A 14,825-nucleotide genomic window follows, 5' to 3' on the forward strand; every position below is an offset into this window, starting at 1 on the left:
TGTCCTCTTTCGGCGGCACGATCGGCGTCATGATCGCTGTGGTAGCGGGAGCCACCCGCGGAACGGGACGAGGAATCGCGGTCGCGCTCGGGGAGATCGGCGCGACCGTCTACTGCACGGGTCGCAGCACCCGCGCGGCACGCTCGGAGATGGACCGGCCGGAGACCGTCGAGGAGACCGCCGAGCTGGTCACGGCGGCCGGCGGCACCGGCATCGCGGTGCCCGCCGACCACCTGGACCCCGGGCGGGTGGCCGCGCTGGCCGAGCGCGTCGGGCGCGAGCAGGGGCGGCTCGACGTGCTGGTCAACGACATCTGGGGCGGCGACCGCCTGTGGAAGTGGGACACCCCCGTGTGGGAGCACGACCTGGACGACGGGCTGCGGCTGCTGCGGCTGGCCGTCGAGACCCACCTCGTCACCGCCAGGTTCCTGCTGCCGCTGCTCGTCAGGCACGAGGGCGGGCTGGTCGTCGAGGTCACCGACGGCACCTGGGAGTTCAACCAGACCCGCTACCGGGGCAACGTCTACTACGACCTGGCCAAGGTGGCGGTGAACCGGCTGGCGTACGCCTGGTCGCACGAGCTGCGCCCGCACGGCGGCGCTGGCGTGGCGATCACGCCGGGCTTCCTGCGCTCGGAGGCCATGCTCGACAATTTCGGCGTCACGGAGGAGAACTGGCGGGAGGCCAAGGCCGACCCGGCCTGGATGGTGTCGGAGACGCCCGCCTACGCGGGCCGTGCCGTCGCCGCGCTCGCCGCCGACCCGGACCGGGGCCGCTGGTCGGGCCGCTCGGTGACCAGCGGCGAGCTGGCCGAGGCGTACGGCTTCACCGACGTGGACGGCAGCCGCCCGCAGGTGTGGCGCTACATCACCGAGGTCCTGGAGCAGGGGAAGGAGGCGGACCCGGCGGGCTACCGCTGATAGAGCGCGGCGGTGCGGGCGGCGGCGTCGGCGACCATCGCCCGCAGCTCCGGCGGCTCCAGCACCTCCGCCTCCGGCCCGAACCGCAGCACCTGCGAGAAGGCCACCTCGATCGACTCCACCGCCAGCCGCACGGTGCCGTCGGGAGCGAGCGAGGCGAGCGCGCCGGCCAGCGCGGCCGGATCGGCGACGTGCCGGAGCATCCGCCGGCCCCGCTCGCTGAGCCGCAGCGTGATCTCCTCGCGCAGTAGCGAGCGGCTGAACTCGGCGGACTGCTCCGCCCAGAACGCGGCCAGGTCGAAGCCGGGCTCGCGGTCGAAGGACTCGGGCAGTACGGCCACCTCGCCGAACCGGTGCACGCGGAAGATGAGGAAGCGGCTGCCGAGCCGCGCCGCGAGATACCAGGTCCCGGCCTTCAGCACGAGCCCGTACGGCTCCAGCACGCGGACGCGGTCCTTGTAGCGGGCCCGCACCCGCCGGTCGTTCCACACCGCCCGCGCCAGCGTGGCGAGGGCGGGCGGCGGCGGCTCGTCCCCGGCGAACCAGCCGGGCGCGTCCAGGTGGAAGCGCTGCGCGGCGGTCGCGGGGGCGTCGCGCAGCCCGGGGGAGAGCGCCGCGGCGGCCTTCAGCCGGGCGGTGGCCGCGACGTCCTGCAGCCCCATCTCGCGCAGCGCGGCCGGCACCCCCGACAGGAACAGCGCCTCGGCCTCGGCCCGGTCGAGCCCGGTCAGCCGGGTGCGGTAGCCGTCCAGCAGCCGGTAGCCGCCGCCCCGTCCCCGGTCGGCGTAGACCGGCACGCCCGCCCCGGCGAGCGCGAGCACGTCGCGGTGCACGGTCCGCTCCGAGACCTCCAGCTCCTTCGCCAGCTCCGCCGCCGTCATCCCGCCCCGGCCCTGCAGCAGCAGGACCAGCGACATCAGCCGCGCGGCGCGCACAGCGGCAGCACCACGGCGGAGGGCAGCTCGGGGGAGTGGAAGACCTCGACGTCGGCGGGCACCATCGGCCCGCCCGCGGCCAGCGGGTGGCCGGTGCCAGGGTTGCGGGCGATCGTCGGGTAGGCCCCGGCCGCCACGTGCACGCGGACCCGGTGCCCGCGCCGGAACCGGTGCGCGATCGGCCACAGGTCGACCTCGGCCCGGCGGACGCCGTCCGGCCCCGGCCCGAGCCGGCGCACACCCTCGCACACGTTCAGCGAGCGCCCGTCCGGCGCCACGTCGCACACCCGTACCACGACGTCAACGTACGGGGTGCTGGAGCGGACGAACAACTCCGCGCGTACCGGGCCGATCGTCTCCATGTCCGCGCGCAGCGCGGGCGAGCTGTAGACCAGCACGTCGCGGCGCTGCTCCAGCCTGCGCTGGTCGCGCGGACGGGAGTCGCCGAGCAGCACGGGACCGCCGATGACCGGCGTCGGACGGGCCGGGTCGTAGCGGAAACGGTCGGGGCAGGACTCCTGCGGGCCGTCCTCGCCGAGGCCGAAGCCGTGCTGCAGGTGCCAGCGCCGCTCGCGCACGCCCGGCACCGGCCAGTCGGGGTAGTCGCGCCACTCCTCCGCGCCCGTCACGTAGAGGCGCACCGGCTGGGGCCGCAGCAGCGAGGGATCGCCCAGCAGGTGCGCGCGGAACCACGCCGACGCCTCGGTCAGGGTGGGGCGGGCGTGCCGGGCGTCGATGTGCCACCAGGGGCCGATCGTCAGGTAGGGCCGGCGGCCCGCCCGGCGCAGCGCCGCGTAGTCCTGGAGCTGCCAGGGCAGGAAGACGTCGTACCAGCCGCCCAACATGGTGACGGCCGCGTCCACCTCGCCTACCTTGGGGGAGAAGTCGCGCTTGTCCCAGTAGGGGACGGCCGGGTCGGCATGATGGGTCAGCAGGTCCTGGAAGAACGGCAGCGGATGGCCCGCCGACAGCAGGTCCAGCTCGGCCACCGGCCGCCCCGACAGCACCGCGCGGCGGGTCGAGCGCGGCGCGGTCAGCACCGCGGCCCCGCCGAGGCGGCGCGACATGCCGTCGGTGAGCGTGGTCCAGCTCAGCGCCGACTCCAGCGCGAACGCCCCGCCCACGTAGGCGGCGTCGCGGAACTGGGAGGCGGTGATCTGCGTCGCCAGCGCCTTCAGCTCCGGCCCGGCGTAGGGGGCGACGGCCCACTGCGTGTAGCCGAGGTAGGAGGGGCCGAACATCGCGAACGAGCCGCCGTACCAGGGCTGCTCGCGCAGCCAGGCGATGGTGGCCAGGCCGTCCTCGTGCTCGTCCCCGAGGGGGTCCAGGGTGCCGCCCGAGCCGAAGCCGCCCCGGCAGCTCTGGATGACGACATGGAAGCCCTGGCGGGCGAACCCGCGGCCGTACATGAACCCGAACAGGCCGCGCCGCCCGTACGGCGAGCGGACGAGGACGACGGGCGCCCGCCCGGCCCCGGCCGGGGCGTAGTGGTCGGCCAGCAGCCGCACGCCGTCGGGCATCGGGACCGGGAGGTCGCGCTGGAGCCGGACGCGTCTCATGTACTACTCAGTAACATACGCCGGTCCTGGCACGGTAGCCCGGGCCGGCCCCCGGAGAGGGACCGGCCCGGGAGCCCCGTCAGGGGGCCGTGCGGTCGGGCCGCTCGGAGATCCGGATCGCGTTCACCACCGGCGACCCCACGCGCGTGGCGAAGCGCACGTTGAGCTGCCCGTCGGTCACGCGGACCGTGTACTGCCTGGCCACGGCCGTGTAGGCGCCCGCCTCCAGCGCCAGGTCCAGCGCCGGGATCGCGAGCTGCCCCTCGACCAGCACGTCGAACACGCGCTTGCCGATCTGCGTGCTCTTGATCTCGGCGAAGTCCAGCTCCACCGTGTACGTCCCGGCCGGCACCCCGTCGAAGCGGTACTCCAGCATGCCCTCGCGGGCGGACCGGAACAGCGCCTGGTCCGTCGTCCCCGCGACGGTCCTGGTCGTGCTCAGCGTCCTGCTGGAGGTGGCGACGTAGCCGTGCGAGCCCTGGGCGTACTTGCGGTCCGGCGTCCAGGCGTCCCCGGCGGCGTCGGTCGCCGCCTTCGATCCGCCGACGTCGACCGCCACCTGGAGCCTCGGCACCACGACCTTGACCGCGATCTCGATCGTGGGCTGCCGCCCGCTCGCCGACTTCACCAGGATCTTCCCGGCGCGCACCGCGCCCGCCGCGACCCCGTCGCTGGAGACCGTCACCTTGAGCGTCACCTGCTGCCCGGTGGCCAGCTCACCGGCCGCGGGCGTCACCGCCGCCCACGTCTCGCCCGTCACCGTGTACGGCGTCGCCGCGCCGAGGTTGGTGAGCGTCAGCGTCCGCGTACGGGTGGATCCGGCCGGCATGACCACGGTCAGCTCGGCCGCCGACGCGCTCACCCGCCCGGTCACCAGCTTCGTGTCGATCCTGGTCACCGAGCCGGGCGCGATCGAGACCTGCTTGGTGAAGGTGCCGTAGTGCTCCCTGGACACCGTGACGTCGTAGTCGCCGGCCAGCACCTGGCCGGAGAACGAGCCGTCCGCGCCGGTCGTGAACGTCGCCACGTCGCCCACCTTGACCGTCGCCCCGGCGATCGGCTCACCGTCGTTGGCGTCGGTGACCGCGCCGGTCACCAGGCCGTGCCGGCTCGCGGTGAACGTCACGCCCTGCCCGGAGGACAGCGCGGCCTCCTCGTAGGAGTAGCGCATCGCGTCCGTGCCGGTCGCGTTCTCGATGCCGACCGTGGCGCTGGTGCCCCGGGCGCGCTCGCTGGCGAGGTCCTTGTAGCGGAAGGAGATCGAGCCGTCCTCGCCCAGCAGCGCCGCGAACGAGATCCGCTGCCCGCTGACGTTGTAGAAGGCGACGTCGCGCCACTCCACCACGAACGCCCGGTGCGGTGCCGTGCCGGTCACCGCCGTGTACACCCCGGCCTGAGCGTCCACGATCAGATCGTCCCAGTACGGGTAGACCGCGTTGTTCGGCGTCGAGGTGGTGGGCAGGTTGCCGTTGCTCGCGGTGGTCGCCCGGCTGTCGGCGAAGGTGAGGAACCCGTTCGTGGCGATCCACGCCCGGCTCTGGCCCGCCCCGTAGAACGGCACCGGGAACGGCAGCGTCACCTGCGTGGCCTCGTCGTCGCCGGTCAGCGCCAGCTTCTCGGTCCCCGCCACGTACGGCTGCGCCCCGCCGCGGCAGGTGTAGCCGAACCCGTCGCCACGCAGCGGCAGCTCGATGTCCTTGGTGACGTTCCCGGCAACGGTGACCTCGGCGCTCGCCGCGGTCGAGCAGCGGGAGGCCGGTGTGACGTCCAGCTCGTAGGAGCCCTCGGGCAGCGTGAGGCTGTAGCGGCCGGCCGCATCGGTGACGGCGCTCACCGGAGTGCCGCGCGCGGCCACGGTCGCGCCCGCCTCGGGCGTGCCCGCCGTGCTGACCGTGCCGGACACCGTGCCGCCCGGCTTCTGCGTCATCGGCACGTCCGCCGTGGCGCTCTGCCCGGCGGCGATCGTCACCCGGGCGGTCGCCGTGTCGTAGCCGAACTTGGCCGCGGTCAGCTCGTAGTCGCCCTCCAGCAGGCGCGGGATCGTGTACCGGCCGTCCGCGCCGGTGGTGACCGTACGGGTCACCGCCCCGGCCACGGTGACCGCCGCCCCGGCGAGCGGCGCGCCGCCGGAGGTGACCGTGCCGCTCAGGTCGCCGGTCTCGCCCCTCGGCGCTGCGTTGACGGCCGCGTACGCGTCGAGCCGGCCCTCGCCCCAGACGTTGTTGTCGGCCGCGGTGCCGCCGCAGCTCGTGTCGTTGACGTCCACGGCGGTCGAGTCCAGCAGCGGCCGGGTGTTGGCCACGTCGCCCTGCAGCGCGGGCGAGGCCGACCAGATCAGCGCCACCGTGGCCGCCACGTGCGGCGAGGCCATCGAGGTGCCGGTGTAGCTGTCGTAGGTGCCGCCGGGGGTGGAGGAGCGCACGTTGACGGCAGGGGCGGAGATGTTCGGCTTGATCTCGCCGCCCTCGCCCTCGCCCTTGCTGGAGCGGGCGTACACGGCGTTGTTGACGTCGAAGCCGCCCGCGCTGTAGCTGATGACGTACTGGCCGGGGGAGCCTGAGGTGTCGCAGGCCGGGCCCTCGTTGCCGTTGGCGAAGGCCGGGAAGATGCCGGCCGCCACCCACGCCTCGACCGTCTCCTTGTACCAGGGGTCGTAGCCGTCGCCGCCCCAGGAGTTGTTGACGATGTCCGGCGCGAGGTCCGGGCGCGGGTTCCGGCCCGAGGCGTCCGTGGGCGCGAGGATCCACTGCCCGGCGGCCAGCAGGGAGGCGTCGGTGCAGGTGTTGAGCTCGCAGCCCTTGGCGGCGATCCAGCGGGCGCCGGGGGCGACGCCGATGCCGTTCGCGCCGACCATGGTGCCCATGACGTGCGTGCCGTGGCCGTTGTTGTCGCACGGCGCCGACGTCGGGCAGACCCGGGCCGGGTCGAACCAGTTGTAGTCGTGCGTCACCGTGCCGTCGGGGTTCTTGCCCCGGTAGCTCGCGGCCAGCTCGGGGTGGTCGAACTGGGCGCCGGAGTCGATCGTGGCGACCACGATGCCCTCGCCCCGGTTGCCCGTCTCGCTCCACACGCGCGGGGCGCCGATCCTGTCGATGTTCCACTCGACCGCGTTCACCCGAGCCTCGGCCGTGGCCTTGTCCGGCTTGGGCAGGCTGAGCGTGCGGACCGGGGCGATGGTCTCGACCTCGGGCAGCTTGGCGATCTCCGCGGCCAGCTTCTCGTCGGCGGTGACCCGCACGGCGTTGACGATCCAGAACGAGGTGTAGTCGGCCGAGCGGGCGTCCAGCAGCTTGCGCAGGCTCCGCTGGGCCGACTCGGCGCGCTCGGTCTTGGACTCGACCACCAGCTCGGTCTTGGCCTGCTTGGTGGCGGCCCGGCGGGCGCCGCTCAGGTCGGCGGCCCCCTTCATCCGGACCCAGAAGGTGGCCTTGCCGTCCTGCTCCAGCTCCGCCTGGACGACGGCGTCGATCTTGCCGGGCTCGGCCGCGGCCGCGGCCTGCGGGAACAACGCCTGCGGGGATAACAGGGCGGCGGCGACGAGCCCGGCCAGGGCCGCCCGCCTTCGGGGGGTGATGAGCACACGCTCTCCTTCGAGTGATCTTTCCGCCTCTGTCGGAAAGAGTGAAGCGCGCATGTCGGGAAAGCAAGACTTGTCGTAAACCGTGACATGACAGAGAGATAGGAGATTCGGTCATGCACAAAAGCGGGCCCGCGCCGGCGCGGGTCAGCTGAAATGCCGCCAGCGCGGCCAGGTGACCGACCAGGGGGTGCGCAGGTCCCGGCAGAGCCACACCGCGAGGCCCTGCTCCTCGTTGTCCAGACCGGCCCCGTTGTCCACCGTGGCCCGCCGCTCGCACGTCCCGAACTGCTCGCGGATCCGCGGCCCCACGTTGACCAGCACCGCCGTGGTGGCGGTGTCCGGCGGCGGGCCGAACAGCCAGAGGTGGTTGTGCCCCGAGTACACGCGCGGCACCCCGGCCCGCGCCAGCGCGCCGTGCTCGCCGTAGCTGCCGGTGAACACCATCGCCGTCGCCTGCTCGGCCGGCGGGATCGCGGCGCGCACGCTCTGGACGGCCGCCACGAACTCGGGCCAGCCGACCGACTCGCGCGCCACCTCGTTGATCGCCGGCACCGGCGTCCCCGCCAGCTCCGCCACCGGCACCAGCGGCAGCGCCAGGAGCGCCGAGCCCAGCCCGCTGAGCGCGAGGCCCGCACCCGCCGCCAGCCGGACCCGGCGGGCCGCCGCGGCGGCCGACACGCAGCCGGCCGCGAACAGCAGCAGGATCAGCCCGGCGGTGTAGTCGAAGCGCCCGCCGGCGATCAGCGTCAGCGCCGCGGCCACCGGGTAGGCCACCGCCAGCGCCCGCACCCGCCGGTCCCGCCACAGCCGGACGAACCCGAACGCGGCGATCACCGACACCGCCGGCCCGAACAGCGTGAGCTGCATCGGCACGTACATCATCCGCAGCTCCGCGCCCTTGTCCGCGCTGAGCGCCGCCGCCATCTTGAGCTGCGGCCAGTCGTTGGCCACCTGGTAGAGCAGGTTCGGCACGGCCAGCGCGAGCGCCAGCAGGCCGCCCGCCCACAGCCAGGGGTTCGCGAGCACCCGGCGCGGCCCCGCGGCGAGCAGCCCGGCCGCCAGGCCCAGCACCAGCAGCGCGATGAGGTGCTTGTTGTAGGTGGCGAGCCCGATCACCGCCCCCGCGGCGAGCCACCAGCGCGGCTCCCGCTCCCGCAGCAGCGCCTTGAGCAGGAACAGGATGGCCGCCGCCCACAGCGGCAGATCGAAGCTGAGCGTCAGCAGCGAGTGCCCCGCGATGAGGGTGTACGCCCCCGTCGCCGTGCCCGCCGCCGCCAGCGTCTGGGCCGCCCGTGAGCCGTCCAGCTCCCGCGCGATCAGCGCCACCAGCCACACCAGGACCGCCATGGCCAGCGCGGGGAACACCCGGATGCCGGTGATCGTGTCGCCGAAGAGCCGGATGCCCGCCCCGGCCAGCAGCGGCGTCAGCGGCGGCTGGTCGACGTACCCCCAGCCGGGGTGCTCGGACAGCACCCGGAAGTACAGCTCGTCGCGGTGGTAGCCGTAGGAGGGGCTCAGCGCCAGCAGCGCCCCGAACAGCAGGACCGCGACCACCGAGATCGACCGCCACGCCAAGGGCCGCTCCATGAACGCCCAAGCTAGATCCTCCGCGCGCCTTTTGTCACGGCCGCGGCGTGGCCGCGTTGCGCGATCTTGGTCCGCGGGTTAACCTGTCGGCATGCGAAACAGCGCTCAGCTCCAGTGGTGGCGCCGCTCCTAGGCGGCGCGAGTTTCGCATTCCTCATGGACGGCCGCCCCGGAAGGCGGCCTTTCTCGTGTCCGCCCCCGGGGCTCGATCATTTCACGTGGTAAGGGGCAGCAAGTGGAGACGAGCGGATATACCACCGCCGGGGGGATCGGCGTCGAGCGCGAGGCTCGCGAGGTCGACGAGGCGGCGCTCGAAGAGATCGTGACCGCCCTCGGGGAGCGCCGCGGCGGCGCCTTCTCCTCGGGCATGGACTACCCGGGCCGCTACAGCCGATGGGCCTTCGGCTACGTCGACCCGTGCCTCGAACTGGTCGCCCGCGGCCGCACTATCGCGGCCACCGCGCTCAACGAGCGCGGCCGCGTCGTCCTGCCCGCCGTCGCCTCCTGCCTGCTGGCCGCGGGCAAGCCGGTCAGCGAGCCGACCGCCGACCGGGTCGAGGTGCACGTCCCCGAGTCGGAGGACCTGCTCCCCGAGGAGCAGCGCAGCCGCCGGCCCACCGTCTTCACCGCCATCCGCGAGGTCATCGCCGCCTTCCGCGGCGACGACCCGCACCTCGGCCTGTACGGCGCCTTCGGCTACGACCTGGCCTTCCAGTTCGAGCCCATCCGGCAGGAGCTCGTCCGCCCCGACGACCAGCGCGACCTGGTGCTCCACCTGCCGGACCGGCTCGTCGTGGTCGACCGCCAGCGCGAGACCTGCGTCGAATACCGCTACGAGTTCACCGTCGACGGCGCCACCACCCGCGGGCTGGAGCGCGCCGGCTCCGCCACGCCGCTCCGCGAGCCCGGCGAGCTGCCCCCCAACCCGGTCAGGGGCGACTACGCCAAGGTCGTCGCCGCCGCCAAGGAGAAGTTCAAGCGTGGCGACCTGTTCGAGGTGGTGCCCGGCCAGGTCTTCCACGCCGCCTGCACCGACCCGGCCGCCTTCTACCGCGGCCTGCGCCGCAGCAACCCCGCCCCGTACGAGTTCCTCATCAGCCTCGGCGAGGGCGAGCACCTGGTCGGAGCCTCGCCCGAGATGTACGTCAGGGTCAGCGGCGACCGCGTCGAGACCTGCCCGATCTCCGGCACGATCGCCCGCGGCAGCAACCCGGTTGAGGACGCCGAGGCCATCCGCACCCTCCTGTCCAGCGTCAAGGAGGAGTCGGAGCTGACCATGTGCACCGACGTGGACCGCAACGACAAGTCGCGCATCTGCGTCCCCGGCACCGTCAAGGTCATCGGCCGCCGCCAGATCGAGCTCTACTCGCGCCTCATCCACACCGTCGACCACATCGAGGGCCGCCTGCGCCCCGAGTTCGACGCCCTCGACGCCTTCCTCACCCACATGTGGGCCGTCACCGTCACCGGGGCGCCCAAGACCTGGGCCATGCAGTTCATCGAGGACCACGAGGCCACCACCCGCCGCTGGTACGGCGGCGCCATCGGCTTCATCGGCTTCGACGGCTCCATGAACACCGGCCTCACCCTGCGCACCGCCCAGATCAAGAACGGCGTGGCCACCGTCCGCGCCGGGGCCACGCTGCTGTTCGACTCCGACCCCGAGGCCGAGGAGCGCGAGACCGAGCTCAAGGCCAGCGCCCTGCTCGGCGCCCTCGCCGCGGTCAACGAGCCCGGCGCCGTCCCGGTCGCCGAGGCCCGCCCGCAGCCGGGGCTCGGCATGAAGGTGCTGCTCGTGGACCACGAGGACTCCTTCGTCAACACCCTGGCCGACTACTTCCGCCAGGAGGGCGCCGACGTCGTGACCCTGCGCCACGGCTTCCCGCCCCACATGATCGACGACATCGCGCCGGACCTTGTCGTGCTCTCGCCCGGCCCCGGCTGGCCGTCCGACTTCGGGATGTCCGCCCTGCTCGACCAGGTCTACGCCCGCGACCTGCCGGTCTTCGGCGTCTGCCTCGGCCTGCAGGCCATGGTCGAGCACGCCGGCGGCACGCTGGAGCTGCTCGGCTACCCCGAGCACGGCAAGCGCGGCGAGGTCGGCCGGCTCGGCGACAGCGCCCTGCTCGACGGCCTGCCCGAGCGGTTCACCGCCGCCCGCTACCACTCGCTGCACGCCAAGCAGCCCGGAGTAGTCGGGTTCGAGGCCACCGCGCTCACGCCCGACGGCAACGTCATGGCCATCGAGGACCCCGAGCGGCGCCGCTTCGCCGTGCAGTTCCACCCCGAGTCGATCCTCACCCAGGAGGGCGGCGCGGGCGCCAAGGTCATCGCGAACGTGCTGCGCCTGTCCCGCCGGTGACGCCGGCTGTGTGAAAACGGCTGTGTGAAAACGGCTGTGTGGAAATCGGCGCGGGGGCGTGCGGAGCTCCCTTAGAGTCTCCGCATGCTCCCCGTAGAACTGCCCGTCACGGTGCGTGACGCGCTGCTGGCCCCGCTGGTGGACCACCACTGCCACGGGGTGCACCGCGACGACCTGAACCGGGCCAGGTTCGAGCTGCTGATCAGTGAGGGCGGGGCCCCGGCGCCGCCCGGCACCACGCACTTCGACACGCCGTACGGGATGGCGGTGCGGCGCTGGTGCGCGCCCGTGCTCGACCTGGAGCCGCACGCCCCGCCCGCCGTCTACCTCTCCCGCCGGGCCGACCTCGGGGCCGTCGAGGTCAACCGGCGGCTGCTGGCCGCGGCCGGGGTGGTCGCGTTCCTGGTCGACACCGGGACCGAGGACCTCGACCTGCTGTCGGCCGCCGAGATGGGCCGTCACGGCGGCGCCGCCGCCGACGAGCTGGTCCGCGTCGAGCAGATCGAGCAGGACGTCGCCGAGAGCGCCGCGCTCGCCGTCGACTACCTCGACACCCTGGGCGAGGAGCTGTCCGCCCGCGCCGCCCGCGCCGTCGGGCTCAAGACCGTCGTCGCCACCCGGTGCGGGCTCGACTTCGACCCGGCCCGGCCGAGCCGCGGCTCGGTGATCGCCGCCGCCAACCGGCGGCTCGCCGCGCCCAGGGAGCCGCTGACCGACCCGGTGCTGCTGCGGCACCTGCTGTGGAGCGCCGTGGACGTGGCCAGGGAACGCGGCCTGCCCCTCCAGCTCCACACCGGCTTCCCCACCTCCGCCGCCCCCGTCCCGCCCCAGCCCGACCCCGCCGACCCCGGCCGTACCGGTCATGGCGGGCGCGGGCTGAGCGCGTCCGAGCTGCTGCTCAGCGGCCTCGTCGCGGCCCCTGAGCCGCCCGGCCCGCACCGCGCCGACCCGGTCCGGCTGAGCGCCTTCATCGCCGCCCTGCAGCCCCTGAGCGTCCCGGTGATCCTGCTGGGCTGCTACCCGTTCCACCGCCAGGCCGCCTACCTCGCCGGCCTCCACCCGCACGTCTACGTGGACGTCGGCCTCGCCCTGCCGCACACCGCGGGCGCCGCGGCCCGGGTCATGGAGGACCTGCTGGAGCTGGCCCCGTTCCACAAGCTGCTGTTCAGCTCCGGCTCCCGTGGCCTGGCCGAGAGCTGCCTGCTCGGCGCGCTCTACTACCGGCGCGCCCTCGGCACGGCCCTGGCCGGGCGCGTCCGCGACGGCGAGTGGAGCGCCGCCGACGCCGCCCGCATCGCCCACATGATCGGCTCGGGCAACGCCCGCCGCGTCTACCGCCTCTGACCGGCCCGTTTCCCAAACGGCCTCTCACCTGGTTGGATGCATGACTGCGGTCACCGAATATCCGAACGAGCGGGGGGCTCAAGAAAACATGCGCAGTGTCGAACCCGAGGTCTTCGTCGTCGCCCGTCCGGCGCTCGACTACGACGAGCTGGCCCGCTACCTCTCCGAGGTCGGCGGCGAGAGCTGGCTGGAGCGGCTCGACCGCGGCGACCTCGACGCGCAGAACCTCGCCGAGTTCGCCGGCCGGCTCTGCTACCGCTCCTTCGAGCCGGGCCTCAACCCCAACGTCGTACGCATCCGCGAAAACCAGGACGAATACCTGCGCAACATCCTGGCCAGCGCGCACGGCTCGGTCCTGGAGCACGTCAGCTTCAGCTTCGTGCTGCACAACGTGAGCCGGGTGCTCACCCACGAGCTGGTCCGGCACCGTCCCGGGGTGGCCATCTCGCAGGAGTCGCTGCGTTTCGTCCGCCTCGACGAGCTGCCGTTCTGGTTCCCCGAGTGGGCGCAGGCCGACGCCGAGCTGATGAAGCGGGCCACGGCGGTGCTGGAGCAGCTTGAGCAGTTCCAGCTCTGGATGGCCGGCCACTTCGGGCTCGACGAGGAGGGCGTGCCGTTCTCGGAGAAGAAGCACCGCACCTCGTTCATGCGCAGGTTCGCCCCCGAGGGCCTGGCCACCGGGCTGGTGTGGACGGCCAACGTCCGCACGCTGCGGCACACCATCGAGGCCCGCACCGCCGTCGGGGCGGAGGAGGAGATCCGCCTGCTGTTCCAGCGCATCGGCGAGCTGATGCGCGAGGAGGCCCCCGCCCTCTTCGGCGACTACGTCGTCGAGGACGGCGCCTGGATCCCCGGCTGGCGCAAGGTCTGACCCCGCCCCCGCCCCGGCGGGGCCGGCCAGGTCAGCTCAGGTCAGGTCAGGGCGGGCAGCACGTAGACCTCCGCGCCCGGCGGGAGGGCACAGTCGAGGCCGCCGAGCCCCCGGGCGTTCTCGCCGCAGACGAACATGCTGATGTGGCGGCGGATGCGCCCGTACTCGTCGCGCAGCCGCTCCTCCAGCAGCGGATGGGCGCGGCGCAGCGACTCCAGCGCCGAGCCCAGGGTGGGCGGGGAGTCGCGGTCGGCGCCCACGGCGAAGACCTTGACCTCGGCCCGGCCGCTCACCCACCGCCGCAACGTGCTGGGCAGCACGAAGACCACCATCGTCACCGATCCGGCCATGGGTCAGAGCACCGCCGCACGCACGGTGAGGACGTCGGGCAGGTGCCGGGCCACCAGGGTCCAGCTCTCGCCGTCGTCGCGCGAGCAGTGGACCTCGCCGTCGCGGGTGCCGAAGAACAGGCCCGCCTCCGACATGGTCATCGCGTCGCGCAGCACGGCGGCGTGCACCGGCCCCTCCGGCAGGCCGCGCTCCAGCGCCCGCCAGGTGCCGCCGGCGTCGTCGCTGCGGTGGACGCGGTAGCGGTGGCCGACCGGCGTGCGGTCCATGTCGGCGTGCAGCGGCAGCACGTAGAGGGTGTCCGGCCGGGTGGGATGGGCGACGACGGGGAAGCCGAAGTCGGACGGCAGCGAGGAGCCGATGTCGTGCCAGGCGCCGCCGAAGTCGTCGCTGCGGTAGACGCCGAAGTGGTGCTGGAGGTAGAGCCGTTCGGGGTCGACCGGGTCGGGCGCGACCTTGTGCACGCAGTGCCCGAACTCGGGGTATTGCTGCCCCTCCGGCAGGAACGGCGCCCTGATGCCCTGGTTGGCCGCCTCCCAGGACAGCCCGCCGTCGGAGGTGCGGTAGAAGCCGCCCGTGGAGATCGCCACGCCCATCACCCGTGGATCGGCGGGATGGCAGACGATCGTGTGCAGGCACAGCCCGCCACCGCCCGGCACCCAGCGCGGGCGGTGCGGGTGCTCCCACAGCCCCTCGACCAGCTGGTAGGTCACGCCGCGGTCCTCGGAGCGGAACAGCGCGCCCGGCTCGACCCCGGCCCACACGACGCCGGGCTCGCTGGGGGAGGGCACGAGCTGCCACACCCGGGTCAGGGTGGTCTCGGTCTTCTCGGGGAAGGCGATCGGCGGCCGCTCGGCCTCGCTCCAGGTGCGGCCCAGGTCGTCGCTGTACATGACGGACGGGCCGAAGTGGCCGTACTCGATGCCGGCCAGCAGCCGGGGGGCGGGGGCGCGGGTGTCGACGGCCACCGAGGGGACCGCCACCGTGGAGAACTGGATCGGCTCGATCTCGAACGGGCCGCCGTCGCGGGAGCGGGCGAGGAACAGGCCCTTGCGGGTGCCGATCGCGAGCAGTGCGTCAGTCATCGGATCTCCTTCAGCGTGGAAGCTGGTCTCGGAGCGGGAGCGGAGGATGCGGGCGCGGAGGTGAAACGGCGTGTCTCTGGTGAGCGTGTCGCTGTCGGGTGGGGCTTGGCGCCCATCGTGCCACGCGCCGCCGACAACTTCCGGGCACTGGTGGATTCGCCCCGTGACGTCCCCGGCCTCGGCTCGCCGGGCCGCCCATTACCTGACGGGTAATCGTGGCGCTTCCCTCGGAAC

At 73.5% G+C, this 14,825-nt stretch carries 10 protein-coding genes; 4 read left to right on the forward strand and 6 right to left on the reverse strand.

What is annotated here, in order from left to right; translation table 11 throughout:
- The first annotated feature begins 29 nt into the window (after window positions 1-29).
- Window positions 30-920: an SDR family oxidoreductase gene (locus ABD292_RS07100; protein ID WP_344206170.1), complete on the forward strand. Its 891-nt coding sequence runs from the start codon at window positions 30-32 to the stop codon at window positions 918-920.
- Here ABD292_RS07100 and ABD292_RS07105 read toward each other — a convergent pair.
- The 4 genes from ABD292_RS07105 to ABD292_RS07120 all read right to left on the reverse strand — a co-directional run bounded on the left by ABD292_RS07105 (window position 911) and on the right by ABD292_RS07120 (window position 8,581).
- Complete coding sequence (locus ABD292_RS07105) at window positions 911-1,855, reverse strand: helix-turn-helix transcriptional regulator (RefSeq protein WP_344206172.1); 945 nt, start codon at window positions 1,853-1,855, stop codon at window positions 911-913. The two genes, ABD292_RS07100 and ABD292_RS07105, sit on opposite strands and share 10 nt — an antisense overlap.
- Entirely contained in the window at window positions 1,837-3,414 is a 1,578-nt protein-coding gene (locus ABD292_RS07110; protein ID WP_344206173.1) for a CocE/NonD family hydrolase, read from the reverse strand. The genes ABD292_RS07105 and ABD292_RS07110 overlap by 19 nt, the downstream gene beginning before the upstream one ends.
- A 79-nt stretch (window positions 3,415-3,493) precedes the next feature.
- Entirely contained in the window at window positions 3,494-6,994 is a 3,501-nt protein-coding gene (locus tag ABD292_RS07115) for a S8 family serine peptidase (protein WP_344206174.1), read from the reverse strand.
- A gap of 144 nt (window positions 6,995-7,138) precedes the next feature.
- Window positions 7,139-8,581: a glycosyltransferase family 39 protein gene (locus ABD292_RS07120; RefSeq protein ID WP_344206176.1), complete on the reverse strand. Its 1,443-nt coding sequence runs from the start codon at window positions 8,579-8,581 to the stop codon at window positions 7,139-7,141.
- A 235-nt stretch (window positions 8,582-8,816) separates the two neighbouring features.
- Between ABD292_RS07120 and ABD292_RS07125 the strand changes: the two genes are divergently transcribed.
- The 3 genes from ABD292_RS07125 to thyX all read left to right on the forward strand — a co-directional run bounded on the left by ABD292_RS07125 (window position 8,817) and on the right by thyX (window position 13,158).
- Complete coding sequence (locus ABD292_RS07125; RefSeq protein WP_344206178.1) at window positions 8,817-10,943, forward strand: anthranilate synthase component I; 2,127 nt, start codon at window positions 8,817-8,819, stop codon at window positions 10,941-10,943.
- An 84-nt stretch (window positions 10,944-11,027) separates the two neighbouring features.
- The gene (locus ABD292_RS07130) at window positions 11,028-12,287 is read left to right on the forward strand and encodes an amidohydrolase family protein (protein WP_344206180.1); all 1,260 of its coding nucleotides are present in this window, start codon (window positions 11,028-11,030) and stop codon (window positions 12,285-12,287) included.
- 88 nt (window positions 12,288-12,375) lie between these two features.
- Window positions 12,376-13,158, forward strand: a complete 783-nt coding sequence (gene thyX / locus ABD292_RS07135; protein WP_344206182.1) for an FAD-dependent thymidylate synthase — start codon at window positions 12,376-12,378, stop codon at window positions 13,156-13,158.
- 41 nt (window positions 13,159-13,199) lie between these two features.
- On the opposite strand, the gene ABD292_RS07140 is transcribed toward thyX, so the two are convergent.
- Window positions 13,200-13,508 (reverse strand): ubiquitin family protein, encoded by a 309-nt coding sequence (locus tag ABD292_RS07140; protein WP_329578499.1) that lies wholly within the window; start codon window positions 13,506-13,508, stop codon window positions 13,200-13,202.
- Window positions 13,509-13,511: 3 nt separating this feature from the next.
- Complete coding sequence (locus ABD292_RS07145; RefSeq protein WP_344206184.1) at window positions 13,512-14,591, reverse strand: WD40/YVTN/BNR-like repeat-containing protein; 1,080 nt, start codon at window positions 14,589-14,591, stop codon at window positions 13,512-13,514.
- Window positions 14,592-14,825: the final 234 nt, after the last annotated feature.

It is taken from the genome of Nonomuraea bangladeshensis (assembly GCF_039529455.1).
GTDB lineage: Bacteria > Actinomycetota > Actinomycetes > Streptosporangiales > Streptosporangiaceae > Nonomuraea > Nonomuraea bangladeshensis.